At 72.0% G+C, this 26908-nt stretch carries 24 protein-coding genes, 1 tRNA gene and 1 pseudogene; 9 read left to right on the forward strand and 17 right to left on the reverse strand.

Features of this window, described 5'->3' with window-relative positions; translation table 11 throughout:
• The first annotated feature begins 487 nt into the window (after positions 1-487).
• The gene (locus tag ACH4ZX_RS13705; RefSeq protein WP_398271810.1) at positions 488-838 is read left to right on the forward strand and encodes a MerR family transcriptional regulator; all 351 of its coding nucleotides are present in this window, start codon (positions 488-490) and stop codon (positions 836-838) included.
• A gap of 60 nt (positions 839-898) precedes the next feature.
• Here ACH4ZX_RS13705 and ACH4ZX_RS13710 read toward each other — a convergent pair whose 3' ends face one another.
• Both ACH4ZX_RS13710 and ACH4ZX_RS13715 read right to left on the reverse strand, forming a co-directional pair.
• Entirely contained in the window at positions 899-2416 is a 1518-nt protein-coding gene (locus tag ACH4ZX_RS13710) for an FG-GAP-like repeat-containing protein (protein WP_398271812.1), read from the reverse strand.
• Positions 2417-2514: 98 nt separating this feature from the next.
• Positions 2515-3951: an FG-GAP repeat protein gene (locus ACH4ZX_RS13715; RefSeq protein WP_398271814.1), complete on the reverse strand. Its 1437-nt coding sequence runs from the start codon at positions 3949-3951 to the stop codon at positions 2515-2517.
• Positions 3952-4339: 388 nt separating this feature from the next.
• Here ACH4ZX_RS13715 and ACH4ZX_RS13720 point away from each other — a divergent pair, with 388 nt between their 5' ends.
• Positions 4340-4678: a DUF6233 domain-containing protein gene (locus tag ACH4ZX_RS13720; protein WP_398271816.1), complete on the forward strand. Its 339-nt coding sequence runs from the start codon at positions 4340-4342 to the stop codon at positions 4676-4678.
• A gap of 232 nt (positions 4679-4910) precedes the next feature.
• Positions 4911-6917, forward strand: coding sequence for a cell wall-binding repeat-containing protein (locus ACH4ZX_RS13725; protein WP_398271817.1), 2007 nt, complete (start codon positions 4911-4913; stop codon positions 6915-6917).
• Between the two features lie 133 nt (positions 6918-7050).
• Here ACH4ZX_RS13725 and ACH4ZX_RS13730 read toward each other — a convergent pair.
• Positions 7051-7132 (reverse strand) — tRNA-Tyr (locus tag ACH4ZX_RS13730).
• A 223-nt stretch (positions 7133-7355) separates the two neighbouring features.
• Here ACH4ZX_RS13730 and ACH4ZX_RS13735 point away from each other — a divergent pair.
• Positions 7356-7844, forward strand: a complete 489-nt coding sequence (locus ACH4ZX_RS13735; RefSeq protein WP_398271819.1) for a YajQ family cyclic di-GMP-binding protein — start codon at positions 7356-7358, stop codon at positions 7842-7844.
• Positions 7845-8052: 208 nt separating this feature from the next.
• On the opposite strand, the gene ACH4ZX_RS13740 is transcribed toward ACH4ZX_RS13735, so the two are convergent.
• Positions 8053-8319, reverse strand: coding sequence for a GlsB/YeaQ/YmgE family stress response membrane protein (locus tag ACH4ZX_RS13740; RefSeq protein ID WP_398271821.1), 267 nt, complete (start codon positions 8317-8319; stop codon positions 8053-8055).
• 160 nt (positions 8320-8479) lie between these two features.
• Here ACH4ZX_RS13740 and ACH4ZX_RS13745 point away from each other — a divergent pair, with 160 nt between their 5' ends.
• A complete protein-coding gene (locus tag ACH4ZX_RS13745; RefSeq protein ID WP_398271823.1) occupies positions 8480-9739 on the forward strand; it encodes an APC family permease in 1260 nt (419 codons plus the stop codon).
• Between the two features lie 187 nt (positions 9740-9926).
• On the opposite strand, the gene ACH4ZX_RS13750 is transcribed toward ACH4ZX_RS13745, so the two are convergent.
• The 13 genes from ACH4ZX_RS13750 to ACH4ZX_RS13810 form a co-directional block, all read right to left on the reverse strand.
• On the reverse strand, positions 9927-10490 hold the full coding sequence (locus ACH4ZX_RS13750; RefSeq protein WP_398271825.1) for an SMI1/KNR4 family protein: 564 nt from the start codon (positions 10488-10490) through the stop codon (positions 9927-9929).
• Between the two features lie 128 nt (positions 10491-10618).
• Entirely contained in the window at positions 10619-11005 is a 387-nt protein-coding gene (locus tag ACH4ZX_RS13755; protein ID WP_398271827.1) for a YccF domain-containing protein, read from the reverse strand.
• On the reverse strand, positions 11002-11865 hold the full coding sequence (htpX, locus tag ACH4ZX_RS13760) for a zinc metalloprotease HtpX (RefSeq protein WP_398271829.1): 864 nt from the start codon (positions 11863-11865) through the stop codon (positions 11002-11004). Before htpX ends, ACH4ZX_RS13755 begins: the two co-directional genes overlap by 4 nt.
• 216 nt (positions 11866-12081) lie before the next feature.
• Entirely contained in the window at positions 12082-13605 is a 1524-nt protein-coding gene (locus ACH4ZX_RS13765; protein WP_398271831.1) for an NADH-quinone oxidoreductase subunit N, read from the reverse strand.
• Complete coding sequence (locus ACH4ZX_RS13770; RefSeq protein WP_398271833.1) at positions 13602-15176, reverse strand: NuoM family protein; 1575 nt, start codon at positions 15174-15176, stop codon at positions 13602-13604. The genes ACH4ZX_RS13765 and ACH4ZX_RS13770 overlap by 4 nt, the downstream gene beginning before the upstream one ends.
• Positions 15177-15182: 6 nt before the next feature.
• The gene (locus tag ACH4ZX_RS13775; protein ID WP_398271835.1) at positions 15183-17177 is read right to left on the reverse strand and encodes an NADH-quinone oxidoreductase subunit L; all 1995 of its coding nucleotides are present in this window, start codon (positions 17175-17177) and stop codon (positions 15183-15185) included.
• The gene (gene nuoK, locus ACH4ZX_RS13780; RefSeq protein ID WP_398271837.1) at positions 17174-17590 is read right to left on the reverse strand and encodes an NADH-quinone oxidoreductase subunit NuoK; all 417 of its coding nucleotides are present in this window, start codon (positions 17588-17590) and stop codon (positions 17174-17176) included. Before nuoK ends, ACH4ZX_RS13775 begins: the two co-directional genes overlap by 4 nt.
• On the reverse strand, positions 17590-18213 hold the full coding sequence (locus tag ACH4ZX_RS13785) for an NADH-quinone oxidoreductase subunit J (protein ID WP_398271839.1): 624 nt from the start codon (positions 18211-18213) through the stop codon (positions 17590-17592). The genes nuoK and ACH4ZX_RS13785 overlap by 1 nt, the downstream gene beginning before the upstream one ends.
• On the reverse strand, positions 18210-18926 hold the full coding sequence (locus tag ACH4ZX_RS13790) for a NuoI/complex I 23 kDa subunit family protein (RefSeq protein WP_398271841.1): 717 nt from the start codon (positions 18924-18926) through the stop codon (positions 18210-18212). The genes ACH4ZX_RS13785 and ACH4ZX_RS13790 overlap by 4 nt, the downstream gene beginning before the upstream one ends.
• Before the next feature lie 2 nt (positions 18927-18928).
• Complete coding sequence (locus tag ACH4ZX_RS13795; RefSeq protein ID WP_398271842.1) at positions 18929-19897, reverse strand: NADH-quinone oxidoreductase subunit H; 969 nt, start codon at positions 19895-19897, stop codon at positions 18929-18931.
• The gene (locus tag ACH4ZX_RS13800; protein ID WP_398271844.1) at positions 19894-21207 is read right to left on the reverse strand and encodes an NADH-quinone oxidoreductase subunit C; all 1314 of its coding nucleotides are present in this window, start codon (positions 21205-21207) and stop codon (positions 19894-19896) included. The genes ACH4ZX_RS13795 and ACH4ZX_RS13800 overlap by 4 nt, the downstream gene beginning before the upstream one ends.
• Positions 21204-21872: an NADH-quinone oxidoreductase subunit B gene (locus ACH4ZX_RS13805; protein ID WP_398271846.1), complete on the reverse strand. Its 669-nt coding sequence runs from the start codon at positions 21870-21872 to the stop codon at positions 21204-21206. Before ACH4ZX_RS13805 ends, ACH4ZX_RS13800 begins: the two co-directional genes overlap by 4 nt.
• The gene (locus tag ACH4ZX_RS13810; protein ID WP_360756609.1) at positions 21863-22255 is read right to left on the reverse strand and encodes an NADH-quinone oxidoreductase subunit A; all 393 of its coding nucleotides are present in this window, start codon (positions 22253-22255) and stop codon (positions 21863-21865) included. Before ACH4ZX_RS13810 ends, ACH4ZX_RS13805 begins: the two co-directional genes overlap by 10 nt.
• Before the next feature lie 408 nt (positions 22256-22663).
• Between ACH4ZX_RS13810 and ACH4ZX_RS13815 the strand changes: the two genes are divergently transcribed.
• The 4 genes and pseudogenes from ACH4ZX_RS13815 to ACH4ZX_RS13830 all read left to right on the forward strand — a co-directional run.
• On the forward strand, positions 22664-23875 hold the full coding sequence (locus ACH4ZX_RS13815; RefSeq protein WP_398271848.1) for a sensor histidine kinase: 1212 nt from the start codon (positions 22664-22666) through the stop codon (positions 23873-23875).
• Between the two features lie 122 nt (positions 23876-23997).
• Positions 23998-25455 carry a sensor histidine kinase gene (locus ACH4ZX_RS13820; RefSeq protein ID WP_398271850.1) on the forward strand — a complete coding sequence of 486 codons (1458 nt, stop codon included), beginning with the start codon at positions 23998-24000 and terminating at the stop codon, positions 25453-25455.
• A 269-nt stretch (positions 25456-25724) separates the two neighbouring features.
• A complete protein-coding gene (locus ACH4ZX_RS13825; protein ID WP_324789240.1) occupies positions 25725-26384 on the forward strand; it encodes a response regulator transcription factor in 660 nt (219 codons plus the stop codon).
• Between the two features lie 261 nt (positions 26385-26645).
• Positions 26646-26908: pseudogene (locus ACH4ZX_RS13830) on the forward strand (2-oxoglutarate ferredoxin oxidoreductase subunit alpha); the annotation flags it as partial.

The raw sequence follows: 26908 nt of genomic DNA on the forward strand, positions 1-26908 counted from the left end.
CCGCCGGGGGGGGCGCGGGGCCCCGCGGGCGCGGGGGGGGGGCGCCCCCCGGGGCCCCCGCCCCCCGCCGGGCCCGGGCGCCCCCCCCCCCCGCCCCCCCCCCCCCCCCACAACTGTCTCGCCAGGCCCTCCGTGGTCCGCCCAGGACCCTCCCGAGCCCAAAATCTACCTTTGTCAGAGTAGACATTCGTTTCCCGCAGGCCTACGCTTTTTCTTGCAGACAGTAAGAGACGCGACAGGAACGGAGGAGCAGACGCCATCAGGATCGCCCGGCCCGAACGCCCTCGGACCGGGTACCGCGAGGACCCGGATGGGATGGTGGTCCACCGTCACGGAGCTGCGATCCCCGCACCCGGACCGTAACGAGCCGGACAGCGGAAAGACGAGGTCGGCGCAGCGATAGCGCCGACAGATGGTGTTCAATTTCCTCGGGGCCCCGGTGCCGCACGGCACCAGGGGCCCCTCGACGCGTGCGCAACGAGGTGAAATGACAGCAGACAGCCCCCTCAACGACCGTCTGGATGACGACGATTACCCCGCATACACGATGGGCCGGGCCGCCGAGATGCTCGGCACGACCCCGGGCTTCCTCCGAGCCATCGGCGAAGCCCGCCTGATCACGCCGCTCCGCTCCGAGGGCGGGCACCGCCGGTACTCCCGCTACCAGCTGCGGATCGCAGCGCGCGCCCGCGAACTCGTCGACCGGGGGACGCCGATCGAGGCTGCCTGCCGCATCGTCATCCTCGAGGACCAGCTCGAAGAGGCTCAGCGCATCAACGCCGAGTACCGCCGCGCCGCGCAGGAGGCGTCCAGCGGTTCCGCGTCCGAATCCGCCTGACCGCGCGGGACCGCGCTCGGCCGTCAGACCGCGCTCGGCCGTCAGACCGCCTCCCGGCCGTCAGACCGTGGAGCGGGCTCCGGGGAGGGCCTCGCCGAACTCGATCTCCGAGTACCGGCGCCCGAGTCCGACCCCGGTTCCGCTGATCGTCGTAGACCCGCTGGTCGTGGGGCCGGCCGTGGATCCCCGGGCCGTCCACAGCAGGCCGTCGAGGTTCTCGCCGGGGACGCCGACCGCCACCTCCGCCCGGCCGTCCTTGGTGACGTCGACGAGATGCGTCGCCGCTCCGAACAGGTCCCCGGTCTCCGCGGTTCCGGGCACGCCGGCCGTGTTCTGGGTGTAGGCGCGGGAGCCGGTCGCGGTGAGGCCGGCGGCCGATCCGCGCAGCAGCGTCGCCTGTCCCGCGGCCTTGGCGGATCCCAGCGCCTCGCCCGGAGCGCCGACGACGACGTCGGCGTACTTGTCGCCGTTGGTGTCGCCGACGCTGAGCGACGCCCCGAACTGGTCGCCGTCCTCGCCCGCGCCGGGCACCCCGGCGGTGTCCTGGTGGATGACCTGCGGTTTCTGGTCCGGCGTGATGCCCTGGGGGCCGCCGTAGAGGACCTGGATCTCGCCGCCGCGGTGGGCCGGGGTGGCACCGGACGTCAGGGACGCGTCGTAGGGCACCCCGGTGACCAGGTCGCCGTAGCCGTCGCCGTCGATGTCGCCGATCTGGCCGGACAGGCCGTCGGCGAGCGGCAGTTCGGTGTACCGGCCGTCGTGCCCCTCGGCGAAGACGGGCCCGCTGACGTCTCCGTCGGTGGGACCGGGCAGCCAGAAGCGTTCGGCCCTTCCGTCGCCGTCGACGTCTCCCATGACGACACCGCGGTTGGTGCCGAGGTCGTTCACGAAGGCCCGCCGGGCCGGCGCACCGGTGCGGGTGAACGGCCCGTTGTACGTGGTGGCGCCGCAGTCGCCGGTGACCGCGACATCGGGGGCTCCGTCGCCCGTGACGTCACCCACCGCGATGCCGGCGGCGAAGCCGCAGCCCTCGTCCAGGCCGGTCGGCGGCGGGACGGCCGCTCCGCCCTTGAGGCCGCCGGCGCCTCCCCAGACCACGGTGAGCGAGCCGATGCCCCACATGGTGCCCGCGGACTCGTCCGGGGTGCCGATCAGCAGGTCGGCGTAGCCGTCACGGTCCAGGTCCGCGGAGGCGACCGCGCTGCCGAACTCGTCCCATTCCTCCGGCGCGCCGGGGATACCGGCGGTGGCCTGCGTGATGACCGTGCGCCGTGAGGCCGAGACCCCGCCGGCCGAGCCGTACAGCACGACGACCGCGCCCGCGGCGTCGACCGTGCCGTTGGCGGCGCCGGGCGCGCCGACGGCCAGGTCGCGGTAGCCGTCGCCGTTGAAGTCGTCCTGCACGGCCGCCGTGTTGGCGCCCTTGTAGGGCGCACCGGCCGCCGCCGCGGGACCGGCCGGCAGCGCGACGACGGTCAGTGTGGCGGCCGCGCAGACGGCGATGGCGGAGGCGACGAACCGCGAGGCGAAGGCGCGAGCCGGGACGCGGGGGGAGGTGACGGGGGCGCGGGAGGACATGACGACTCCGGGCTCGGGGGCGGACGGGAGGTGCCGTGCGGACGGGACGGGCCGGGCGGAGCGGACGGGCCGGGCGGAGCGGACGGGCCGGGCGCGCGTCACCGGCTGGTCACCACGCTTCCGAAGTGGCCGGCGCCGGCCGAGCCGAGGCCCACGCCGCCGGTGCTGACACTGGTCGCGGCGGCCGCGGTGACGGAGGCCGCCGAGCCCCGCAGCGACCACAGGGCGCCCGCGCCGCCGTTCTCGCCGGGGGCGCCGACGACGAGGTCCGCGTAGCCGTCCTTGTTCGTGTCGAGCACGCGCAGGGCCGCACCGAACGCGTCGCCCGTCTCCGAACTGCCCGGCACGCCGGAGCTGTTCTGCGTCCAGGTGCGGGCGTGCGCGGTGTCCAGTTCCGTGCTGGTGCCGCGTACGACGGTGACGGCGCCGCTGCCGCCGTTCTCGCCCGGGGCGCCGATCACGAGATCCGCCCGGCCGTCCTTGTCGGTGTCGCCGATGGCGACCGAGGCGCCGAAACGGTCCTCGGCCTCGCCGGAACCGGCCACTCCCGGCGTGTCCTGCGTGATCGTCTGGATCCGGCTCGGGGAGCCCGAGTACCCGGCGTCGTAGTAGACGGTGACCCGGCCGCCGAGTGAGGTGTCCGGGCTCTGCGACGGGTCCTCGGGGTTGCCGATGACGAGGTCGGGAGCGCCGTTGCCGTTCAGGTCGCCGACCGCCGACACCGTGCCCGCGGGCAGGGTGGCGTCCTGGAAACCGGCCGGGTCGGCGAGGTGCGTACGGGGGTCGTCGCCGGTCCCGTCATAGCCCCAGCCGCCGTCCCAGTCGCCCCGGCCGTGGACGATCAGGCGGTCGTCGTCGGTGTCGGGCAGGTCGACCGCGGTGAGCGCGACGATGCCGTACGCCGGGTTGAACGCGAAGCCGTTGCCGGAGGTGCCGGACTGCGCCGACAGGTCCGCCGGCATGAAGGTCACCTCGGCGTCGTTGGCGCCGACGGCGATCGACAGCTTGCCGTCGTTGACGGGGTTCAGCCCGTTGTAGACGCCGACGGCGAGGGTGCGGCCGTAGGCGTCGTGCGAGTTCGGCCACGGGTCGTCGACCGTCTTGCCCTTGGTCAGGCCGGACGCGGTGCCGTAGACGACCGTGACCGAGCCGCCGCCGTCGTCGCCGGCGACGTCCTCGCCGGGGGCGCCCACGACCAGGTCGCTGTAGCCGTCGCGGTTGAGGTCGTACACGACGACGGCGGCGCCGAACCGGTCACCGGCCTCGGCGGTCCCGGGAACCCCGGTGGAGTTCTGGGTCAGCAGGGTGCGCTTGGAGGGGTCGATGCCGTGCGAGGTGCCGTACATCACGACCACGGCACCGGCCTTGGCGTGACCCGCCACCTTGGCGTCGGGCGCGGAGACGACGACATCGCGGTAGCCGTCCCGGTTCAGGTCACCCGGCGCGCCGGCGGCGGCGCCGGCACTCGCCGCGACGAGCGGGGTGAGCCCCGAGGCCAGCAGTGTCGCGGACATCAGCAGAGTGCGTTTGCGCACGGGCTCCTCCAGAGGCGGCATCCGGAACGACGATCGACGCGCCGACCGGTTCGGCCCGGCGCGCGACCACGGCAGACCCGACGTGGCATGGCAGGCGTGGCAGGCGTGGCATGCCTGGGGTGGCCTGGGATGGCATGACAGCGTCAGGGTCGGCGAAGAGAAGACCGCCGGAGGGGCCGGAGGGTTGTACGTGAACGCCGTTGACATCGCAGTGAGTTGCCCACCCGCAGCGGACCGGCGCGGACACCGCCGCACGAGCGGGGCGGCGGTGGGGCGGCGGTGGGGCGGCGCCCCGCGACCACCGGACGGACAGCCCTCCCTGACCTGCCGCACCGCTGCAGCACGCCGTCCCGGCCGCAGAATCGGCAGATTCGATAGAATCGAACATGTGAACGACTCCGGCCCCTCGCGACTCACCCTGCTCCGCTTCCTGGAGCGCGTGCAGGTGCGGGACCTGGAGCGCACCCGCCGGTGGATCGCCGACGAGGAACGCCGCGAAGCCGAGCGGCAGCGCGGCGTCAAGGCCCGCCCTCCCGCCCCGGACTGGCTGATCGAACCGGGCCTGAACCGCGGGACCGCGGTGTACGTCCACGTCGGCGGCTGCTGGAACGCGGCCAAGCGCAGCCGCGCCGCGAGCCGGGAGCATGCACTGCGCGCACTCACCGAGGGCGTCAAACCCTGCCCGCAGTGCCGGCCGGACAACGCACTGGGCTTCCTGGACGGGTGAGCCGACCGTCCGGATGAGGTGGGAGTCCGCACACCACTCCTCACCACGCACCCCTGCCCTGCCCTGCCCTCCGCCCAGCCCCTTGCCGCGTGCCCCCTGCCTTCGCGGCTGCCGCGGCCCACCACTAATGTTTCGCCGCTGCCGTGCGGACGATCACGATGCCGTCCGTTCACCTCGGGGGAGAGTGCGCGGCAGCCGTCCATTCACTCGTGGGGGCACCTTGAACATGCGTATGCGCCGCGTACTTGCGGCGCTCACCGGCACCGCCGCGCTCGCGGCGGGCCTCGTCGCCGCGCTTCCGGGACCGGCGGCAGCCGTCCCCGGCAACTGGCCCGCCACCGAGGGGAAGCTGCTGTACACGGACGTCGGCGGCTGGATGCACTTCATCAACACCGACGGATCCTGGAACTCCCAGTTCGGCACGTCCGGAAACCAGGGCGCCTGGTCCGCCGACGGCAGTCAGATCGCCTTCGTGAACGGCGACCGCATCGGCACGGCATGGGCCGATTCCGAGGACACCGGCATCAGTATCGCCATGCCGTCGGGCAGCGGCTGGCATCCGCAGGATCCGACCTTCTGGTACGGCGGCGGCGACATCGTCTTCACGGCCGGCGGCCGGCTGCGCCTGACCGCGGCCGACGGCACGCGTACGCCCAAGGCCCTGTTCGGCACCGATGTCGACGGCTGCGACTCCCAGCCGAGCGGCGCGGTGAACGGCATGCTCGCCTTCGTACGGACGGGGACGAGCTGCGGCACGGCCGGCACCCCGGCCGTCTGGGTCTACAACGGCCGTTCCGGCGCGTTCACCAAGGTGGCCGCCGACGCCACCGAGCCGAGCATCTCCCCCGACGGCCAGTCGGTGGCCTTCACCCGGCCGGTCGACGGGCACAAGCAGATCTTCACGGTCAGGACCGACGGCACCGGTCTGACCCGGCTCACCACGGACCCGACCGACCACTACCGTCCCGCCTGGTCACCGCAGGGCGGCCGGATCGCGTACGACATCTACGTCTCCGGCAATCCGGACGTCGTCCAGGGCCCGCAGGTCTGGATCCACGACCTCGGCACGGGTACGCAGACCCAGGTGCCCATCGCCGACGGCACCAACGTCGCCCGGCAGCCGCTGCGGAACAACGCGATCTCCCGTGTCTGGGGTTCCGACCAGTACGGCACGAACATCGCCGCGTCCAAGTGGACCTGGAACACCGTCGGTACGAGCACTCCCGGCTTGAAGAACGCCAACGCGGCCGTGCTCATCAGCAAGTCCGACGCGGCGTACGCCACGACCGCGACATCGCTGGCCGGCAAGAAGCGGGGGCCGGTGCTGATGACCTCCCGCACGGGCCTGGACTCCTCGGTGCAGACGGAACTCAAGCGCATGCTGCCGAAGGGCAAGACGGTCTACCTGATCGGCGGGAGCACGATCCTCAACAGCACGGTGGCGTCCAAGGTGACCTCGCTCGGCTACGTGGCCAAGCGGCTGTCCGGCACCTCGCGCTACTCCACCTCGGTGGCCGTGGCGAAGACCGTCACCAGCACGCCGAAGTACATCTTCCTGGCAACCGGCACCGACTACCACAACGCCCTGGCAGCGAGCTCCGCCGCCGGTTCCATGGGCAGCTCCGGAACCGCGAGCGTCCTGCTGACCGACGGCACGACCATGACGTCGTCGGTCTACGGGTACCTCGACAAGTACAGTCCGAGCACGACGAAGATCATCACGGTGGGAACCGACGCCGAGTCGGCGCTGGCCAAGGCGTACAACGCCGGCAAGATGCCGAACTGGCCCAGCAAGTACAGCTATTACCGGGTCGCCGGCGCCACTCCGCAGTCGAACGCCATGCGGCTCGCCGACCTGTGGTGGTCGCTGCCTTCGAACGCCGCGGTGGCCTCCGTGGGCAGTTGGCGCGACGGTGTCTCCGCGTCGTCGGCGATGACCACGTACGGTCCGCTGCTGTGGACCGACACCACCTCGCTGCCGTACGACACCAAGCGGTACCTGATGCGCATGTCGTCGAGCATGTACCACGTGGCCGTCTTCGGCGGCGGGGCATCGGTCGACGCGTCCGTCGTCCCCAAGATCGGTGCGGCCATCGGCGTGGGCACCCACTACGTCTACACGCCGTACTACAAGGGCGTGGCATCACAGACCACGGCTGCTCAGCCGCTGTCCACCGGCAACAACGAGCCCGCCCCGAGCCCGGACCTGGCCTCTCTCCGGGTGACGATCACGAGGTGACTGCCACGCCCTGGGCCGCCGACCGCAACGGCGACGGCGGCCCAGGGCGCCGGCACTCGAAAGATCACCCAGAAACGCGAAGAGACCCCCTCCGCTCTGCGTTCTCGCAGTTCGGAGGGGGTCTTCCCCAGTGTGGCGGCGCCAGGATTCGAACCTGGGAAGGCTGAGCCGGCAGATTTACAGTCTGCTCCCTTTGGCCGCTCGGGCACACCGCCGGGGTTGATGCTGGGTGAACCGCTTTTCGGCGGTGCTCCCTGGCAACGACGTAAACAATACCCGATGCACAGGGGTGCTTCGCCACCCGATTGATCTGCTCCTGGAGGGCGGGAGGTGACTAGGCTTGTCCGGATGCGGCCCGGATCACGCCGGGCTCGGCGGTCGCCCCCACGCACGCCGACACGCACCCGATACGCACTCTGATACAAGGAGCCACAGGACATGGCCGACTCCAGTTTCGACATCGTCTCGAAGGTCGAGCGGCAGGAGGTCGACAACGCCCTCAACCAGGCCGCCAAGGAGATCTCACAGCGCTACGACTTCAAGGGCGTGGGTGCCTCGATCTCGTGGTCCGGCGAGAAGATCCTGATGGAGGCGAACTCGGAGGACCGCGTCAAGGCCGTCCTCGACGTCTTCCAGTCCAAGCTGATCAAGCGCGGCATCTCGCTGAAGGCCCTGGACGCGGGCGAGCCCCAGCTCTCCGGCAAGGAGTACAAGATCTTCGCGTCGATCCAGGAGGGCATCTCCCAGGAGAACGCGAAGAAGGTCGCGAAGATCATCCGCGATGAGGGCCCCAAGGGCGTCAAGGCCCAGGTGCAGGGCGAGGAGCTGCGGGTCAGCTCCAAGAGCCGGGACGACCTGCAGGCCGTGATCGCCATCCTCAAGGGCAAGGACTTCGACTTCGCGATGCAGTTCGTCAACTATCGGTGAGCGAGTCACCGGCCGGTGATCCCGGCGCGGAGAGGGCGTGAGCCGGGCCGGGGTGCCCGTCTCGCGCCCTCTCCGCGTCCGCCGTCGGCAACTGCGCGGCGCATGCCGGAGGTTGGGACCGGGGAGGCTTGCGTGCCGGCGGCAGGGGAGGGCGGGTGCCCGACAGGGGCCCGTCCTTCCCCGCTGCCGGCCGCGGCTCAGGGCGCGCTCAGTCGCGCGAGTTGCCGAACAGGATCCGGTAGACGATCAGCAGGACCAGCGAACCGCCGATCGCCGCGGCCCAGGTCGCACCGTCGTAGAAGTCCTCGGTGATCGGGTGGTCCAGCCAACGGGCCGATATCCAGCCGCCGACGAACGCGCCCGCGATGCCGATGAGCGTGGTGCCGATGAAGCCGCCCGGGTCGCGGCCCGGCAGCAGGAACTTGGCGATGGCCCCGGCCAACAGCCCCAGGAGGATCCAGCTGATGATGGTCATGCCGTGAACCTGCCCTTCTTTGCTGTGCCCGCACCGTCCCGGTCCTGTGACTGCGGTCCGGGCCCGCTGTGCGTCGTGCCGCGCCTGTGTTCGCGCTGCGTTGTCGAGGAGGACGTCATCGCGGCATCCCCCGGTTGCGCTGATCAGTAGGGTGCGAGCCATGACACAGTCCGGTTCCGCCGCCGAAGTTCCCGAACTCCGGCGCACTCTCGGTGTGGCGGACGCCGTCGTCATCGGGCTCGGCTCGATGGTCGGGGCGGGGATCTTCGCCGCACTGGGGCCCGCGGCACGGGCGGCCGGGTCCGGGCTGCTGCTCGGGCTCGCGGTGGCCGCCGTGGTCGCCTACTGCAACGCCACGGCGTCGGCGCGGCTGGCCGCCGTCTACCCGGCGTCGGGCGGCACCTACGTGTACGGGCGCGAGCGGCTCGGGGAGTTCTGGGGCTATCTCGCGGGCTGGTCGTTCGTGGTCGGGAAGACGGCCTCCTGTGCGGCGATGGCACTCACCGTGGGGACGTACGTGTGGCCCGCGCAGGCGCACGCCGTCGCCGTCGCGGCCGTGGTGGCGCTGACCGCGGTGAACTACGGCGGCATCCAGAAGTCCGCCTGGCTGACACGGGCGATCGTGGCGGTGGTCCTGGCTGTCCTCGCTTCCGTGGTGGTCGTGTGTCTGGGTTCCGGCGCGTCCGACGCCGGACGGCTGGACGTCGGGGCGTCCGGCGGCGCGGGCGGGGTGCTGCAGGCGGCCGGTCTGCTGTTCTTCGCGTTCGCCGGGTACGCGCGCATCGCCACGCTCGGCGAGGAGGTACGGGATCCGGCGCGCACCATCCCGCGGGCGATCCCGCTGGCCCTGGGCATCGCGCTCGTCGTGTACGCGAGCGTGGCGGTGGCCGTCCTTTCCGTGCTGGGCGCCGACCGGCTCGGGCACGCGGCCGCTCCGCTGGCCGACGCGGTGCGGGCGGCCGGGGCGCCGGGGCTGGCGCCGGTGGTGCGGGTCGGCGCCGCCGTGGCCGCGCTGGGTTCGCTGCTCGCCCTGATTCTGGGCGTCTCGCGGACCACGCTGGCCATGGCCAGGGACCGGCATCTGCCCGGCGCGCTGTCGGCCGTGCATCCCCGTTTCCAGGTGCCCCACCGGGCCGAGCTGGCCGTGGGCGCGGTGGTGGCCGTCCTCGCCGCCACGGTGGACGTGCGGGGCGCCATCGGCTTCTCCTCCTTCGGTGTGCTGGCGTACTACGCGGTGGCCAACGCCTCGGCCTGGACCCTCGACCGGGCTGCGGCGGCGCGGGCGCTGCCGGCGCTCGGCCTCTTCGGTTGCGTGGTCCTGGCCTTCTCGCTGCCGGCAGTGTCGGTGGTCGTGGGCGCGGGTGTGCTGGTGGTGGGTGTGGTCGCGTTCTGGGCGCGACGGTGGATGACCGCGCGGTAGCGGGCCGGGACGAGGGCGGGCGCGGGATGGGGGTCACGGCTGTGGGACGTGCCGAGGGCGCGGGGAGGGGCAGGGAGCGACACCTGACGGGCAGGGCCGACGGTCGCCGAAGTGCGCGTACCGCCGGGCGCACCGCCGCGGGCACTGCCGCGCGTGCGCGGCCGTCCTGTGCCGCCTCGGGCCCGGGTCAGGCTCCTGTCCGCGTCGTGCGTATGCGGACGTCGGTCCAGGGCGCCAGGTCCATGTCCTCGTTCGTCTCCTCGTACCAGCCGGTGCCGTCGACCCAGGCGCGCAGCCACTCCGTGAGGCTCGGAGCGTCGATGAACCAGGCGTGGTCGGCGTCGTCCGCGTTCGGCTCGAAGAGCAGCACCGGCGCCTGAGGGTTGTGGCAGTCCACGCACGCGTACATGGCGCAGCCCCAGTGGGATATCGGCAGGACGCCTTCGGGCCAGGGCCAGTCGGGGTCCTTGCGGGCGTCGGCGCGGTTGGCGCGGTACTGCACGACGGCGGCGGGCTCGCCGGCGGGCGGGCCGTCGAGGAGGGGCAACAGGCCGTACTCCGGACCGAATCCGCCGTCCGCTATCCGCAGGTAGAGGTCGGCGAGCAGCGGGGGCAGGGGGAAGCCAAGGGCGGCCTCGGCGCGGGTCAGGGTGGCCGCGTCGACGGGGACAGGGAGCGAAGTCCAGCCCCAGGGACGGGTGTTCCGCGCCTTCTCGGCCACTCGTGCCAGCAACTGCTCGTTCTCGGTCATGGGTTCATGATGCAGCGCGGCACTGACAACCGGGCCGGCCTGTGGACAGCCGTCGGGCTGTGGAAAACCTGGTCACCCGGACGGGGGGGCGGACGGGCTGCCCGTGACGGCATCGCCCCTGCTCAGCGTTATGCGAACGCTTGGTCCGTCCGCACGATCTCGCGCCCGAGCGGCATCAGCGAGACCGGGATCAGCTTGAAGTTGGCGATGCCGAACGGGATCCCGATGATGGTGACGCACAGCGCGAGACCCGTGACGATGTGCGCGATCGCCAGCCACCAGCCCGCGAGGACCAGCCAGAGGATGTTGCCGAGGCAGGAGGGCGCGCCGGCGTCGCGCCGCTCGACCGTCGTGTACCCGAAGGGCCACAGGGCGTACACGCCGATGCGGAAGGCCGCGACGCCGAACGGTATGCCGATGATGGTGACGCACAGGAGGATGCCCGCCGCCAGGTATCCGAGGAACAGCCAGAAGCCGCTCAGGACGAGCCATATGACGTTCAGGATGGTTTTCACTGGAGACGACCTGCCATCTTCTCGAGCCGGGCGATACGTTCCGCCATCGGCGGGTGCGTCGAGAACATCTTGGAGAGCCCCTGGCCCGGGCGGAAGGGGTTCGCGATCATCATGTGGCTCGCGGTCTCGATGCGCGGCTCGGGCGGCAGCGGCAGCTGCTTGGTGCCCGCCTCCAGCTTGCGCAGGGCGCCGGCGAGTGCGAGGGGGTCGCCGGTGAGCTGGGCTCCGGACGCGTCGGCCTCGTACTCCCGGGAGCGGCTGATGGCCAGCTGGATCAGGCTCGCCGCGAGCGGGCCCAGGATCATGATCAGCAGCATGCCGAGGAGGCCGGGGCCGTCGTCGTCGTCCGAGCGGCCGATCGGGATGAGCCAGGCGAAGTTGACCAGGAACATGATCACGGAGGCGAGGGCGCCGGCGACCGACGAGATCAGGATGTCGCGGTTGTAGACGTGGCTGAGCTCGTGGCCGATGACACCGCGCAGCTCGCGTTCGTCGAGGAGGCGCAGGATGCCTTCGGTGCAGCACACGGCGGCGTTGCGCGGGTTGCGGCCGGTCGCGAAGGCGTTGGGGGCCTCCGTCGGGGAGATGTACAGGCGCGGCATGGGCTGACGGGCCTGGGTGGAGAGCTCTCGGACCATGCGGTAGAGCGCCGGGGCCTCGAACTCGCTCACCGGGCGGGCGCGCATCGCGCGCAGCGCCAGCTTGTCGCTGTTCCAGTACGCGTACGCGTTCGTGCCCAGCGCGACCAGGACCGCGACGACCAGCCCCGTGCGGCCGAAGAAGCTGCCGATGACGACGATGAGGGCGGACAGTCCCCCGAGGAGTACTGCGGTCCTCAGTCCGTTGTGCCGGCGGTGCACGGTACGCCCTCCATGTGGTGCAGCAGGGGAACCCATTGCTTGCGGATCTTGCTCGCTGTCTCCGAGCCACCGGTGCCGTGGTGTCACGTCCAGTGGACCCTCCCGCTCTGGTCAACGCCAGGCGAGGGTCACTAGTTCCCTTGTGCGCGCGGGCCGCCCGTTGAGCCGTCCGGGTGAGGTGAGGGGCGCGGTCGGACGGCCGAGAGGGCCGGAGGCTCAGAAGAGCGTCGTGTCGGCGAACCGCAGGACGAGTTGGGGGGCTCCGGACAGGGCGATGCCGACGACGCCGGTGAGGGTGACGGCGGCCGTGAGGGGCGCCGGGAGGCGGTGGCTGACGGGCTCGCCCTCGGGGGCGCGGAACAGCAGGGCGGTCCACTGGAGGTAGTAGAAGAGCGCGATCACGACGTTGACCGCCATCACCACGGCCAGCCAGCCGAGTCCCGCGTCGACGGCCGCGGAGAACACGGTGACCTTGGCGAACAGGCCGATGACGCCGGGCGGCAGGCCGGCCAGGCAGAGCAGGAAGAAGGCCAGCAGGAGGGCGGCGAGCGGGTTGCTCGCGTAGAGGCCGCGGTAGTCCGTGATGCGGTTGGCGGACCGGGTGCGGCCCACCAGGGCGGCCACCGCGAAGGCGCCGAGGTTCACGGCGGCGTACATGAGGGCGTACGCGAGTGTGGAGCCGACCGAGCGCTCGGCGTCGTCGGAGTAGGCGGCCGCGGCGATCGGCACCAGGAGGTAGCCGGCCTGGCCCACGGACGACCAGGCGAGAAGGCGTACGGCGCTGTAGGCGCGCGTGGCCTGCTGGCGCAGGGCGCCGACGTTGCCGACGGTCATGGTGAGCGCGGCCAGGGCGGCGAGGGCGGGACCCCAGACGTCGGCGTACGACGGGAAGGCGACGACGGTGACGAGGATCAGGCCGGAGAAGCCGACCGCCTTGCCGACGACCGACAGGTAGGCGGCGATCGGCAGGGGCGCTCCCACGTAGGTGTCCGGCACCCAGAAGTGGAAGGGCACCGCGGCCGTCTTGAAGGCGAAGCCGACGAGGGTGAGGACGACGCCGGTCTGGGCGAGGGTGTGCAGCTGTCCGTCGACGTGCTGGATCCGGCCGGCGACCTCGGTGAGGTAGAGGGTGCCGGTGGAGGCGTAGACGAAGCTGATGCCGAGGAGGCTGACGGTGGTGGCGGTGACCGACGACAGGAAGAACTTCAGGGCCGCCTCGGACGACTTCTTGTCGCCGTGCCGGATGCCGACCAGGGCGAAGGCGGGCAGGGAGGCGACCTCCAGGGCGACGACGAGGGTGGCGAGGTCACGGGAGGCGGGCAGGAGGGCCGCGCCGGCCGCCGAGGACAGCAGCAGGAACCAGTACTCGCCTTCGGGGAGCCGCCGGCCGGCGTCCTTCAGGGCGGTGACCGACAGCAGGGCGGAGAGGAGGGCGCCGCCGAGGACGATGAACTGGATGACGAGGGTGAAGCGGTCCGCGGTGTAGCTGCAGGCGCCGGCGCCGTCCTTCAGGCAGAAGGTGGAGCGGTCGCCGTCGAGGAGGGGCAGCAGCAGGGCCGCGGAGGCTGCGAGTCCGGCGACGGAGACCCAGCCGAGCAGCGGTTTCCTGGCCTCGCCGACGAACAGGTCGACGACCAGGACGACGAGGGCGACGACCGCGGCGAGGGTGGGCGGCGCGATGGCGAGCCAGTCGACGGACTGGACGAGGTTCGCGGCCGCCGGCTGGGCGAGGTGGCTCATCGGGTGCCTCCTGCGAGGAGCTGCTGCACGGCCGGGTCGGTGAGACCGAGGAGAACCTTGGGCCACAGTCCGGCGACGACGGTGAGGGCGACGAGCGGCGTCCACGCCGCGAACTCGTAGGCGTGGACGTCGGCGAGGGCCGGCGCCTGCTGCGGTACGGCGCCCATGCAGACGCGGCGGACCACGACGAGCATGTACGCGGCCGTCAGCAGCGTGCCGAACGCGCCGATGGCCATGAAGGTGAGGAAGGCGGGGCGGCTGAGGTCGGCGGCGGGTTTGAAGGCGCCGAACAGGGCCAGCATCTCCCCCCAGAAGCCGGCCAGACCCGGCAGGCCGAGCGAGGCGACGGCGCCGAACGCCAGCAGGCCGCCGAGGCGCGGGGCCTTGCCGTAGAGGCCGGCGCCGGCCTGCTCGGCGAGGGTGTCGAGGTCGGTGGTGCCGGTGCGGTCCTTGAGCGCGCCGACCAGGAAGAACAGCAGGCCGGTGATGAGGCCGTGGGCGATGTTGGCGAACAGGGCGCCGTTCACGCCGGTCGGGGACATGGTGGCGATGCCGAGCAGGACGAAGCCCATGTGGCCGACGGAGGAGTAGGCGATGAGGCGCTTGAGGTCGCCCTTCGCGCCCTGTTTGGCGAGGGCCAGGCAGGCCAGCGATCCGTAGATGATCCCGACGACGGCGAAGGCGGCGAGGTAGGGCGCGAAGGTGTGGAAGCCGTCCGGAGCCACCGGAAGGAGGATTCGCACGAAACCGTACGTACCCATCTTCAGCAGGACGCCGGCGAGCAGGACCGAGCCGACGGTCGGCGCGGCCGTGTGCGCGTCGGGCAGCCAGCTGTGCAGCGGCCACATCGGCGTCTTGACGGCGAGCCCGATCCCGATCGCCAGAACGGCGATGACCTGCACGGATGTGGTCAGCAACCGGCCGTTGTCAGTGGCGAGTGCCATCATGTCGAACGTGCCCGCCTTGATTCCGATCAGGAGCAGGCCGAGCAGCATGACGACCGAGCCGAGCAGTGTGTAGAGGATGAAGCGCCAGGCGGCGGCCCGGCGGCCCTCGCCGCCCCAGCGGGCGATGAGGAAGTACATCGGGATGAGCACCGTCTCGAACGCGAGGAAGAACAGCAGCAGATCGAGGACGGCGAAGGTCGCGAGGGTGCCGGACTCGAGGACGAGCAGCAGTGCGACGAACGCCTTCGGGGTCGGGCCCGCGGGCATCTTGAAGTAGGAGTACAGCGCGCAGAGGAAGGTCAGCAGCGCGGTCAGGACCAGAAGGGGGAGGGAGATGCCGTCGATGCCGAGGTGGATCCGCACGTCGAGTGCGGGGATCCAGCTGATGTCGGTCGTGGCCTGCATCTTCGACGGATGGTCGTGGTCGAAGCCGAGCGCGAGGACTATCGCGGCGACGAGGACCACGCCGGTCACGGTCACGCCGTGCCGCAGCACGGCCTGCTCGGGCGACTTCCCCTTCAGCCCGGGCGGGGCCGGCAGGAGAGCGGCGGCCGCGCCGAGCAGCGGGCCGACGACGACGAACGCCAGAAGGAACTGCATCACGGACTCGCTGATATCGATCACGCCTGCTCACGCTCCCGTGGCGACGAGGACGGCGGCGACCACCAGGACGACGGTGCCGGCGAGCAGCGCGCTCACATAGGTCTGCACATTGCCGGTCTGGGCACGCCGTACGGCGGCGCCCAGCAGGCGGGGTAGGGCGCCCGCACCGCGTACGTAGGTCTCGACGACCTCGCGGTCGAGGAACCGGACGAGATCCGCCGCGGCCTGGACCGGGCGGACGAAGAGGGCCGCGTACACGACGTCGAGGCGGAAGCCGACGGCCGCGTGCCGGTGCAGCGGGCCGAGCAGCAGCCGTCCGGGGTCGGCCGGGTCGGGTGCGTGGGCGACGCCTCCGTACGCGGGTGTGTGGGCGGCGATGGCTGCGGCCTCGACGTGTCCGGCGTCGCCCTCGGGGTGGGCGGCGACCGCGCCGAGCGGTTCGCGTGCCGCGAGCGCCGTGGTGTGCCGCCAGGTGGCGTAGGTGACGATGCCGCCGACGAGGGCCACGCCCGTGCCGAGGACGGAGGTGGTCAGGGTCGGGGCGAGGTCACGGCCGTCGAACCAGTCGGGCAGGACCCGGAAGGCGAACCCGCCGAAGGCGAGGGACGGGACGGCGAGCACCCAGAGCACGACGGTCATGGTGAGGGGCTGGCGGCCGTGGTCCGGGGCCTCCGCCCGGTGTCCGCGGAAGGCCAGCAGCCACAGGCGCGTCGCGTACGCCGCGGTGAGCAGCGCGGTGAGCAGTCCGGCGACGAGGACGGTCCAGCCCGCCGCTCCGGGTGCGTGCTCGGTGTGACTGGTGGCGACGTGCTCGGCGGCGCCGAGGACGGACTCCTTGGAGAAGAAGCCGCTGAACGGCGGGATCGCGGCGAGCGCGAGGAGCGCCACGGTCATCGTCCAGTAGGCGTCGGGGACGCGGTCGCGCAGGTGGCGCATGCGGGACATGGCGGCCAGCGAGTTGGTGCCGGCGGCGTGGATGATCACGCCTGCCGCGAGGAACAGCAGCGCCTTGAAGGCGCCGTGGGACAGGAGGTGGAAGACGGCGGCCGACCGGTCGCCGACGGCGAGGGCGCCGGTCATGTAGCCGAGCTGGCCGATCGTCGAATAGGCGAGGACCCGCTTGATGTCGTCCTGGGCGAGGGCGGCGAGACCGGAGCCGAGCATCGTGACGGCGGCCATGACGGCGAGGACGACCATCGCGGCCGAGGAGGCCTGGAAGACGGGGAGGAGACGGGCGATGAAGTAGACACCGGCGGCGACCATGGTCGCGGCGTGGATCAGCGCCGAGACGGGTGTGGGGCCCGCCATGGCGTCGGGGAGCCAGGTGTGCAGCGGAAACTGGGCCGACTTGCCCGCCACGCCGGCCAGGAGCAGCAGGGCGATCAGCGTCGGGTGGTCGAGTCCGCCGCTCGCGACGGTGCCGAGGATCTTCGTGATGCGGAAGGAGCCGGTTTCGGTGGCGAGCGCGAGCAGGCCGATCAGGAAGGGGACGTCACCGAGCTTGGTCACCAGGAAGGCCTTGATGGAGGCGGCGCGGGCCTCCGGGGTCTCCCAGTAGTGGCCGACGAGGAAGTACGAGCAGATGCCCATGATCTCCCAGCCGACCAGCAGCACGATCAGGTCGCCGGAGTAGACGACGAGCAGCATCGCGGAGGTGAACAGGGAGACGAGGGCCGCGTACGACGGGTAGCGCGGGTCGTCCCGCAGGTAGCCAGTGGAGTAGATCTGCACGCACGAGGCGACGACGCCGACCAGGACGGCGACGAGGGCGGCGAAGCCGTCGATGTGGAAGGCGAGTTCGACCGGGACCGAGCCGGTGGGAGTGAGCTCGGAGACGGCGTCGACGGCCCGGTCGCCGCCCTGGCGCACGGCGACCAGTACGGCCAGCACGAGGGAGGTGAGCGGCGGCAGGACGGCGAGGGGGCGGACGAACCCGGGCGCCGAGCGGCCCAGGAGCAGGCCCGCGGCCGCTCCCAGGAACGGCAGGAGGGGGACGAGGACGGCGAGAGTGGTCGTGGTCACGCGGTGGCCTCAGCCTTCTCGGCCTGCTCGGTCGGTCCGGCCTGTCCGGCCTGGTCGGACGCGGCGGCGTCGCTGTCGGGGTCGTCGGGCCCGCGGCCCTCGGCGCTGTCGCGGAGCTTGTCGATGTCCGCGCTGCCGCGGTTGCGGTGGACGGCGAGGACGATCGCCAGGCCGATGCCGATCTCGGCGGCGGCGATGGCGATGGTGAAGAGGGTCAGCGCCTGGCCGGAGTGCAGGGTCTCCTCGGCGGCCCTGCTGAGCCAGACGTCGAAGGCGACCAGGTTGAGATTGACGGCGTTGAGCATCAGCTCGACCGACATCAGCACGAGGATCGCGTTGCGGCGGGCGAGGACGCCGTACAGGCCCGTGCAGAACAGGAGGGCGGAGAGGACGGCGGGATAGGCGAGGTGCATCAGCGGACACCACCCTTGGCGGTCTGTTCGGCGCCTTCTGCCTTGGCCTTGCGGGACAGGACGATCGCGCCGACCAGCGCGGCGAGGAGGAGCACGGAGAGGGCCTCGAACGGCAGGACCCAGTTCTGGAAGAGGCTCGCTCCGGTGGCCTCGGTGGAGCCGGCGGCCGGACCGTCCAGGTCGATCCAGGTGGTGCGGAACGCGTCGACGACGACCCAGACCAGGGCGGCCGCGGCGGCGACCGCGACCGTGAGGGCGGCCCAGCGGTTGCCGGAGTCGGCGTCCGGGGAGCGGCCGATGGGGGCCTTGGTGAGCATCAGCCCGAACAGCAGGAGGACGACGACGGAACCGACGTAGATGAGGACCTGCACCCAGGCGATGAACTCGGCGGTGAGCAGCAGGTACTCGACGGCCAGGCCGCCGAGGGCCACGACCAGCCACAGGGCGGCGTGCACGAGCTGCCGGGTGGTGACGGTGACGAGGGCGGCGCCGAAGGTGACCAGGCCGACGAGGACGAAGGCGATCTCGACGCCCGTCGGGGAGAGGAAACCGCGGGTCGCGGCCGTCGTGGTCGTGGTGTGGGCGGCCGTCGCGGTGGCCGCCACGGCGGAGACGAAGGTCACGGCTGTCCCTCCCGCCCCGGCCGGTCGGTCTGCCGCACGGAGTCGCCCACCGCACGGCCGGGCTGCCCGGCGGCGCGGGCCTGCTCGTCCGCCTGCTGATCGGTGGCCGGCGGGGCCTGCTGTGGCTGCTGTGCCTGCTCGGCCTGCTGCGGCTCGGTGGCCGGCGGGGCCTGCTCGGCCTGCTGCGCCTGCTGGGCCGCGAGCTTTTCGGCGGTCTTGCGGGCGGCGGCGATCTCCTTCGGTTCCTCCGCGCCGGGGTCGAGGGCGGGCGGGGCGGGAACCGTCCACATCCACTCGCGGAGTTTGTCGCGCTCGTGGGTGAGGTCGCGGATGTCGGTCTCGGCGTACTCGAACTCCGGGGACCAGAACAGGGCGTCGAAAGGACAGACCTCGATGCAGATACCGCAGTACATGCACAGGGAGAAGTCGATGGCGAAGCGGTCGAGGACGTTGCGGCTGCGTTCGCGGCCGCCGGGGGTCGTCGCCGGGATCGTCTCCTTGTGGGAGTCGATGTAGATGCACCAGTCCGGGCACTCGCGGGCGCAGAGCATGCAGACCGTGCAGTTCTCCTCGAACAGGCCGATCACGCCGCGGGTGCGGGGCGGGAGGTCGGGCTGGACGTCGGGGTACTGCGCGGTGACGGTCTTCCTCGTCATCGTGCGGAGGGTGACGGCCAGGCCCTTGGCCAGGCCGCTGCCGGGGATGGGGGCCATAGCTACTGGATCACCACCTTGACGATGCCGGTGAGGGCGATCTGGGCGAGAGACAGGGGGACGAGGAGGGTCCAGGAGAGCTTCTGGAGCTGGTCCTCGCGCAGGCGGGGGTAGGTCACGCGGAGCCAGATGACGACGAAGGCGAGCACGGCGGTCTTCAGCAGCGTCCAGACCCAGCCGAGGCCGTAGGCGCCCCAGGGACCGTGCCAGCCGCCCAGGAAGAGGACGGTGGTCAGGCCGCACAGGACGACGATCCCGGCGTACTCGGCGAGGAGGAACAGCGCGAAGCGGAGACCGGTGTACTCGGTGTAGGCGCCGAAGATGATCTCGGTGTCGGCGACCGGCATGTCGAAGGGCGGCCGCTGGAGTTCGGCGAGCCCGGCGACGAAGAAGACGATCGCGCCGATGATCTGCCAGGGCAGCCACCACCAGTGGAACGCGTCGAGGATGCCGGGGAGCGAGACGGTGCCGGCGGCCATGGCCACCGAGGCGGCGGCGAGCAGCATCGGGAGTTCGTAGGCGAGGAGCTGGGCGGCGGTGCGCAGGCCACCGAGGAGGGAGAACTTGTTGGCGCTGGCCCAGCCGGCCATGAGGGCGCCGAGGACGCCCACGCCCATCACCGCGAGCACGAAGAACACACCCGCGTCCAGGACCTGGCCGACGGCGCCCTCGCCCGGCCCGACGGGGATGGCGAGGAGGACCAGGAGGTACGGCAGGAGGGCCACGGCGGGGGCGAGCTGGAAGATGCGGCGGTCCGCGCCCGCGGGGACCACGTCCTCCTTCTGCGCGAACTTCACTCCGTCCGCGACGAGCTGGGCCCAGCCGTGGAAGCCGCCGGCGTACATCGGTCCGAGGCGGCCCTGCATGTGGGCCATCACCTTGTGCTCGGTCTGGCCGATGATCAACGGGAAGGTGAGGAACACGACGAAGACGATCAGGAGTCGCAGGGCGACGTCGAGAGCGTCGTTCACTGCGGGCCTCCTGCGGGGTTGTCGTCGGGGGTGGGGGTGTCGCGGTCTTCGGGGGCTTGAGCCTCTTCGGGGGCTTGAGCCTCTTCGGGGGGTTCGGAGCCCGCCGAGGCATCGGAGTCCACGGGGGCGCCGGGGGCCTGGGCCTCAGGGGTGGGGTTCTCCGGCTCGTCGAAGGCCGGGCGGGCGTGGTGCCAAGGGGCGTCGGGGCTGCGCGCGGCCTTGGGCGCCGTGGTCGGCATGGGCGCCTTGGGCGGGGTCGTGTCCTCGGTGCCCGGGGTCTGCGCGTCCTCGGCTCCCTCGCCGCCGGCCGTTTTCCCGCCCGACGCGGCCCGCTGGCTCGCGGAACCCTCGGAGGCGCTGCGCGCCCGGCGGGGACCGGCCGGGGCAGCGCCCGCTCCCGCACGCTGCGACGCCGACCCCTCGCTCGCGCTCCGGGCGCGCCTCGGGGCGGCGGGCGCTCCGGCCTCCGCAGCCCTGTCGCCGGCACCGGCGTTCGGGGACGCGCCGGCCGGAGGCGTAGCAGGAGGTGCCGTCGGGGGCGCCGTCGGAGATGCCGCAGCCTCACCTGCGGGCTCAGTCCCGGCGCCCGCCTGGCTGACGGACCCTTCCGCCGCCGAACGCGTACGCCGGACCGGCCGCTCCCCCGCGGCTCGGGCCGGCCGTTCCCCGGTCGCCGCGCGCACCGGCCGCTCGCCTACGGCTCGGCCTGCCGCGCGGGCCGGGCGGGCCGGGGCAGGGGGAAGCTGACCCTTGAGGGGGCCCCATTCGTTCGGGTCGGGGACGCCCGGCGGCAGCATCTGGCGGCGCTTGGGGCCTCCGTGCTCCGACTCGCCGGGTTCCTTGGCGCCCGGCCAGGCCTTGGCCACGCGGGCCGCGAGGACGAAGTCCTTGCGCAGCGGGTGGCCTTCGAAGCCTTCCGGCAGCAGCAGGTGGTCGAGGGCGGGGTGGCCCTCGAAGGCGACGCCGAACATTTCGTGCGTCTCGCGTTCGTGCCAGGCCGCGCCGGCGTAGACGTCCACCGCGCTCGGCAGCACCGGCGCCTCGTGCGGAACCGTCGTGCGCAGCAGCAGGCGGCGGACCGGCGACAGGGCGACGACGTGCGCCGAGACGCGGAAGCCGGTGCCCGGTTCGTCGACCGCGCTGAGCCAGTCGAAGTAGGTGCAGGAGAGGGCCGTACGCGCCGTCTCCAGCGCGGAGATCCAGGCGGACGGCGGGACGTCGACCGTCAGGACCTCGTACGACTCCTCGGCCGTGGCCTCCGCGCCGAAGAGGTCCTCGACGGGGGCGGGGAGCCAGCCGACCGTGCTCATCGGTCCTGCCCCGGGGAAGTCCGGGTTCCACCGGCCGGCGGTCGCACCAGGTCGCTCTGCAGGGCAGCCGCCGAGGGCCGGCCCGCGCCCGACGACCCGTACCGCTCCCCCAGCGACTCGCGCGCGATCTTCTCCTGGAGCTTGAGGATGCCCTGCAGCAGCGCCTCCGGGCGCGGCGGGCAGCCCGGCACGTACACGTCCACCGGGATGATCTGGTCGACGCCCTTCGTGACGGAGTACGAGTCCCAGTAGGGGCCGCCGCAGTTGGAGCAGGCGCCGAAGGAGATGACGTACTTCGGCTCCGGCATCTGCTCGTACAGGCGCTTCACCGCGGGGGCCATCTTGTCCGTGACCGTGCCGGAGACGACCATCAGGTCGGCCTGGCGCGGGCCGGGCGCGAAGGGGATCACGCCGAGCCGGATGAAGTCGTGACGGGCCATCGACGCGGCGATGAACTCGATCGCGCAGCAGGCGAGCCCGAAGTTGAAGACCCAGAGCGAGTAGCGGCGGCCCCAGTTCAGGACGACCTTCATCGGCTCCGGGGCGAGGCGGGCCAGCGCGCCCAGCCTCCCCCTGCCCTCGGCGGAAACCCCGGGCTCCGGCAGGAGGACCGGGTCCGGGAGGAGGACCGGCTCCGGCGTGTTCACTTCTGGCGTCACGTCCATGCCAGGACGCCCTTCTTGTATGCGTACAGCAGGCCGACGGTCAGGAAGCCGAGGAAGACGAACATCTCGACCAGGGTCGTCGCGCCGTAGCCGGGGGCGGCGAAGACCGTCGCCCAGGGGAAGAGGAAGATCGAGTCGACGGCGAAGATGACGTACAGGAAGGCGTAGACGTAGTAGCGGACCTGGGTGTGGGCCCAGCCTTCGCCGACGGGGTCGACGCCGCACTCGTAGGTCAGGAGTTTCTCCGGGGTCGGCACGGCCGGGCGCAGCAGGCGGCTCGCCCCGAAGGCGACGGCGACGAAGAGCACGCCCACGACGGCGAGCAGTCCGACGACCGAGTACGACTGGAAGTAGTCCGCCGCGACGACGGTCGGTTCCCGCACGTCCGTCTCCTCGCTCCCTGTCCTGCGACCCCGCGGGCCGCGTCTCCTGTGGCCGTACGCCCAAGACCGTACGACCCGTGACCGTACGACCGAGGCCTTACGACCCGTGGCCGTATGACCAAGGCCCTACAACTCGTGACCGTACGACTCGTGACCGTACGACTCGTGACCGTACGACTCGTGACCGTACGACTCGTGACCGTACGACCCGGGACCGTGCGGCCCGTCATCTGCGGCCCTGGCCTCGATGCTGCTGTTCGACGATCTGTACGCACGGGAGTCTAGGCCCTGATAAAGAGACGGTAAGCAGCCCGTCACACCTTGAGATGCGGAGGTGGGGTTTTCCCCAGGCGATCGCGGCGGTCCGCCTCATGGCGCGGCGGCGCGGCGCGCGGCACGCTAGCCCATATGACCGAACGCCTCCCGTCATCGAGCCGCGCCCGGGAAACGGCCGCGGACGATCCCCTGCCGCCCGTCCGCTTCGCCTACGACCCGCACACGTGGCGGGAGATCGTGCACCTGCTGGCGAACTTCCCGGTGGCGCTGGCGGGGTTCGTCTACGTGATGACGGTCCTGTTCACCGGGTTCTGGCTGACCGTCACGGTGATCGGCTTCCCGCTGCTGGCGGCCGGGCTGACCGGCTCGCGGCTGCTGGGCAGGATGGAGCGGGCCCGTGCCAGGGCGCTGCTCGGGCTCCACGTGGACGAGCCGAGTCCGCTGCCCCGGCGCGGCACCGGGTTCCTGACGTGGCTGTGGATGACGCTGAAGGACCCGGTGGCCTGGCGCGCGGTGCTGTACGACTTCGTCCGGCTGCCGTGGGGCATCCTCACCTTCGTCATCACGTTGACCTCGTTGTTCCTGCTGTGGCCGGTGCTGCCGTTCATCGCTCGGGGGCTCGCCAACGCGGACCGGGCGATGGTGCGCGGACTGCTGTCACCGTCGGACGAGCTGGAGCGGCGCATCGCCGAACTGGAATCCGACCGGGGGGTCGTGGTCGACACGGCCGCCGCCGACCTGCGGCGCATCGAGCGCGATCTGCACGACGGGGCACAGGCCCGTCTGGTCAACCTGGCGATGGGGCTCGGCCTGGCCAAGGAGAAGCTCCTGGAGGACCCCGACACGGCCGCGACGATGGTCGCGGAGGCGCACGGCGAGGTGAAGCTCGCGCTGCAGGAGCTGCGTGACCTGGCCCGCGGCATCCATCCCGCCGTGCTGACGGACCGCGGCCTGGACGCCGCGCTGTCGGCCGTCGCCTCGCGCTGCACCGTGCCGGTGAAGGTGACGGTCGACCTCACGGCGCGGCCGGCCGCGGCCATCGAGGGCATCGCCTACTTCACCGTCTCCGAACTGCTGCAGAACATCAGCAAGCACAGCGGGGCGCGCACCGCGTCCGTCGAGGTGTGGCAGACGCGGGACCGGCTGCTGATCCAGGTGTGGGACGACGGCCGCGGGGGCGCGCGCCTGGACGGCGGCACGGGGATGCAGGGGCTCGCCGACCGGCTGGGCGCCGTCGACGGGCTGTTCGTCATCGACTCCCCGCAGGGCGGACCGACCACGGTCACGGCGGAACTGCCCTGGCGGGAGCGCGCCCCGGAGAAGGGCGTCCCCGAGAAGGGGTAGGGAAAACCCCCCGCCCAAGACGCCGACGGACTCCATGGTCCGCGGACCTGCGGCGCAGCAGTGTGGAGGTACGGACAGGGCAGCCGCGGGACCAGCGGGACGAGTAGAACGGGACGGCACCGATGGCCACGGAATACGGACAGGGCTACGCGCACGGAGACGGGCACGGGTACGACAGGTACGACGGCGGGCTCGGCCACGGGCATGACAGCGGCCTCGGCCACGGGCATGACGGCGGGCTCGGGTACGGCAGCGGCCTCGGCCTCGGTCTCACCGGGGAGCGCCGGCGCCGGCTGCCGGCCGGGCTGCGGGCGCCGTTCGAGGCGCGCAGCTGGCGTGAGTTCGGGTACGTGCTGCTGAGCCTGCCGATCGGGATCCTGCTGTTCGTCTACGCCGTCACGATGGTGTCGCTGGGGGCGGGCCTGCTGGTGACGTTCCTCGGCGTTCCGGTGCTGGCGGCGGGACTGGCCGGCTGCCGGGGGTTCGGGGCGCTGGAGCGGGCCCGGGCGCGCGGGATGCTGCGGCTGGAGGTGGCCGACCCGGAGCCGCTGCGGATGAGGAAGCAGGGCGTGCTGGCCTGGATGGGAGCCGTGCTGAAGAGCGGCACCTCGTGGCGGACGCTGCTGTACGCGGTGGTGCAGTTCCCGTGGTCGGTGTTCTCCTTCGTCGTCGCCGTGACCTTCTGGGCCTACGGCTGGGCCCTGCTGACGTACCCCCTGTGGTTCTGGGTCTTCCCGGTGTACGCCGGTCAGGGCGGGCTCCAGCTGTACGGCGACTCGACGCACAGCGTCTACCTCGACAACCCCTTCGAGATCACCGTCACCGCGCTGGTGGGGCTGCTGTTCACGCTGGCCACGCCGTGGATCGTGCGGGCGCTGACGATGGTGGACCGGCTGCTGGTGCACGGCCTGCTGGGGCCGTCGCGGCTGTCGGCGCGGGTGGTGGAGCTGGAGTCGGACCGGGGGGTCGTGGTCGACACGGCCGCCGCCGACCTGCGGCGCATCGAACGCGACCTGCACGACGGGGCGCAGGCGCGGCTGGTGGCGCTGGCCATGGATCTGGGTCTGGCGAAGGAGAAGCTGACGGAGGATCCGCAGGCGGCGGCGCGGATGGTGGACGAGGCGCACGGCGAGGTGAAGACGGCGCTGCAGGAACTGCGGGACCTGGCCCGCGGCATACACCCGGCGGTGCTGACCGACCGCGGCCTGGACGCCGCGCTGTCGGCCGTCGCCTCCCGGTGCACGGTGCCGGTGCAGGTGGAGGTCGACCTGACGGAACGGCCCGCGCCCGCCATCGAGGGCATCGCCTACTTCACCGTCTCCGAACTGCTGCAGAACATCAGCAAGCACTCGCGGGCCACGTGGGCCGCGGTGGACGTGTGGCGGGTGGACGGCCGGCTGCTGGTGCAGGTCGTCGACAACGGCATGGGCGGCGCCGACGTCTCCGCGGGCTCGGGCCTCGCCGGGCTGGCGGAACGCCTGGACGCGGTCGACGGGATCCTGATCGTGGACTCCCCGGCGGGCGGTCCGACCCGGGTGACGGCGGAGCTGCCGTGGCGGGGGGAGCGGGCGCTGGGGTGACCGGCCGCGCGGAGGCGCCGGCGGTAGGTGCGGGGTTCGAGGTGCAGACGTGCGCCTCGGGCCCCGCCTCGGTGTGCGGGGTTCGAAGTGCGGGTGTGCGCCTCGGGCCCCGCCTCGGGTGCGCGGCCCGCCCGCCCGAGGCACACGCCCGACCGGATTCGTGCCGCCCGTGCACGGCATGGCTGGAATGCTGGAATGCTGGACCACTGGACCGCAGAAGCAGTGCGGAGGCATTCGGGCGTGGGGGGCCGGGGATCGTGGAGGACAGGGTGCGAGTGGTCATCGCCGAGGATTCAGTGCTGCTCAGGGAGGGCCTGACCCGGCTGCTGACCGACCGCGGGCACGATGTCGTCGCCGGGGTCGGCGACGGGGAAGCGCTGGTCAAGACCATCACCGAGCTGGACGCGGAGGGTGCGCTGCCGGACGTCGTGGTCGCGGACGTGCGGATGCCGCCCACGCACACGGACGAGGGGGTGCGGGCCGCCGTGCAGTTGCGCAAGGCGCATCCCGGGCTCGGTGTGCTGGTGCTGTCGCAGTACGTGGAGGAGCGGTACGCCACGGAACTGCTGGCCGGGTCCAGTCACGGCGTCGGCTACCTGCTCAAGGACCGGGTCGCCGAGGTGCGGGAGTTCGTGGACGCGGTGGTGCGGGTGGCCCGCGGGGGCACCGCGCTCGACCCCGAGGTGGTGGCGCAGCTGCTCGGGCGCAGCCGTAAGCAGGACGTGCTCGCCGGGCTGACCCCGCGTGAGCGGGAGGTCCTGGGGCTGATGGCCGAGGGGCGCACGAACTCCGCCATCGCGCGGCAGCTCGTGGTGAGCGACGGGGCCGTGGAGAAGCACGTCAGCAACATCTTCCTCAAGCTCGGGCTGTCGCCGAGCGACGGGGACCACCGGCGTGTTCTGGCCGTCCTCACCTACCTGAACTCCTGATCCCGGGCCGTCCGGACCGCCCGCCCCCGCTGACGACGGCCCGGCCTCCGTCCGGTCCGGAACCGGACAACGACGGGGGAGCGTCTTCAACGTGAGCGCCGAGGGCGGGATCATGAGAAGTGAGGGCGTCGCTGCGTCCCGAATCCGCGTCCATCATGCGAATGGCCGAGGGAAGGCGGCCCTTACGGACGTAGGGTTGATGTTGGGAGGGCCTGCGGGAAGGCCGGTCCCAGACAGCCGCCTCGAGGGAGGTCCAGTTCAGTGACCAGCCAGGTCAGCAGGACAGCGGAGCAGGTCGACGACGCCGTCGTGGGAGAGCAGCGCAATCCGGCGGAAACGAAGGACGTACGCCGACTGGACCGGGTGATCATCCGGTTCGCGGGTGACTCGGGTGACGGGATGCAGCTCACCGGTGACCGTTTCACGTCGGAGACGGCGTCGTTCGGCAACGACCTGTCGACGCTGCCGAACTTCCCCGCCGAGATCCGCGCTCCCGCAGGCACCCTGCCGGGCGTGTCGTCGTT

Source organism: Streptomyces sp. NPDC020490, from assembly GCF_044335305.1.
Taxonomy (GTDB): Bacteria; Actinomycetota; Actinomycetes; order Streptomycetales; family Streptomycetaceae; genus Streptomyces.

Excerpts from the sequence above, each read along its gene's own strand:
- ACH4ZX_RS13705 (WP_398271810.1), top strand. The coding sequence starts at position 488 with ATGACAGCAGACAGCCCCCTCAACGACCGTCTGGATGACGACGATTAC.
- ACH4ZX_RS13710 (WP_398271812.1), bottom strand. The coding sequence starts at position 2,416 with ATGTCCTCCCGCGCCCCCGTCACCTCCCCCCGCGTCCCGGCTCGCGCC.
- ACH4ZX_RS13725 (WP_398271817.1), top strand. The coding sequence starts at position 4,911 with ATGCGCCGCGTACTTGCGGCGCTCACCGGCACCGCCGCGCTCGCGGCG.
- ACH4ZX_RS13735 (WP_398271819.1), top strand. The coding sequence starts at position 7,356 with ATGGCCGACTCCAGTTTCGACATCGTCTCGAAGGTCGAGCGGCAGGAG.
- ACH4ZX_RS13740 (WP_398271821.1), bottom strand. The coding sequence starts at position 8,319 with ATGACCATCATCAGCTGGATCCTCCTGGGGCTGTTGGCCGGGGCCATC.
- ACH4ZX_RS13745 (WP_398271823.1), top strand. The coding sequence starts at position 8,480 with ATGACACAGTCCGGTTCCGCCGCCGAAGTTCCCGAACTCCGGCGCACT.
- ACH4ZX_RS13750 (WP_398271825.1), bottom strand. The coding sequence starts at position 10,490 with ATGACCGAGAACGAGCAGTTGCTGGCACGAGTGGCCGAGAAGGCGCGG.
- ACH4ZX_RS13765 (WP_398271831.1), bottom strand. The coding sequence starts at position 13,605 with ATGAGCCACCTCGCCCAGCCGGCGGCCGCGAACCTCGTCCAGTCCGTC.
- nuoK (WP_398271837.1), bottom strand. The coding sequence starts at position 17,590 with ATGCACCTCGCCTATCCCGCCGTCCTCTCCGCCCTCCTGTTCTGCACG.
- ACH4ZX_RS13790 (WP_398271841.1), bottom strand. The coding sequence starts at position 18,926 with ATGGCCCCCATCCCCGGCAGCGGCCTGGCCAAGGGCCTGGCCGTCACC.
- ACH4ZX_RS13800 (WP_398271844.1), bottom strand. The coding sequence starts at position 21,207 with ATGAGCACGGTCGGCTGGCTCCCCGCCCCCGTCGAGGACCTCTTCGGC.
- ACH4ZX_RS13805 (WP_398271846.1), bottom strand. The coding sequence starts at position 21,872 with ATGGACGTGACGCCAGAAGTGAACACGCCGGAGCCGGTCCTCCTCCCG.
- ACH4ZX_RS13815 (WP_398271848.1), top strand. The coding sequence starts at position 22,664 with ATGACCGAACGCCTCCCGTCATCGAGCCGCGCCCGGGAAACGGCCGCG.
- ACH4ZX_RS13820 (WP_398271850.1), top strand. The coding sequence starts at position 23,998 with ATGGCCACGGAATACGGACAGGGCTACGCGCACGGAGACGGGCACGGG.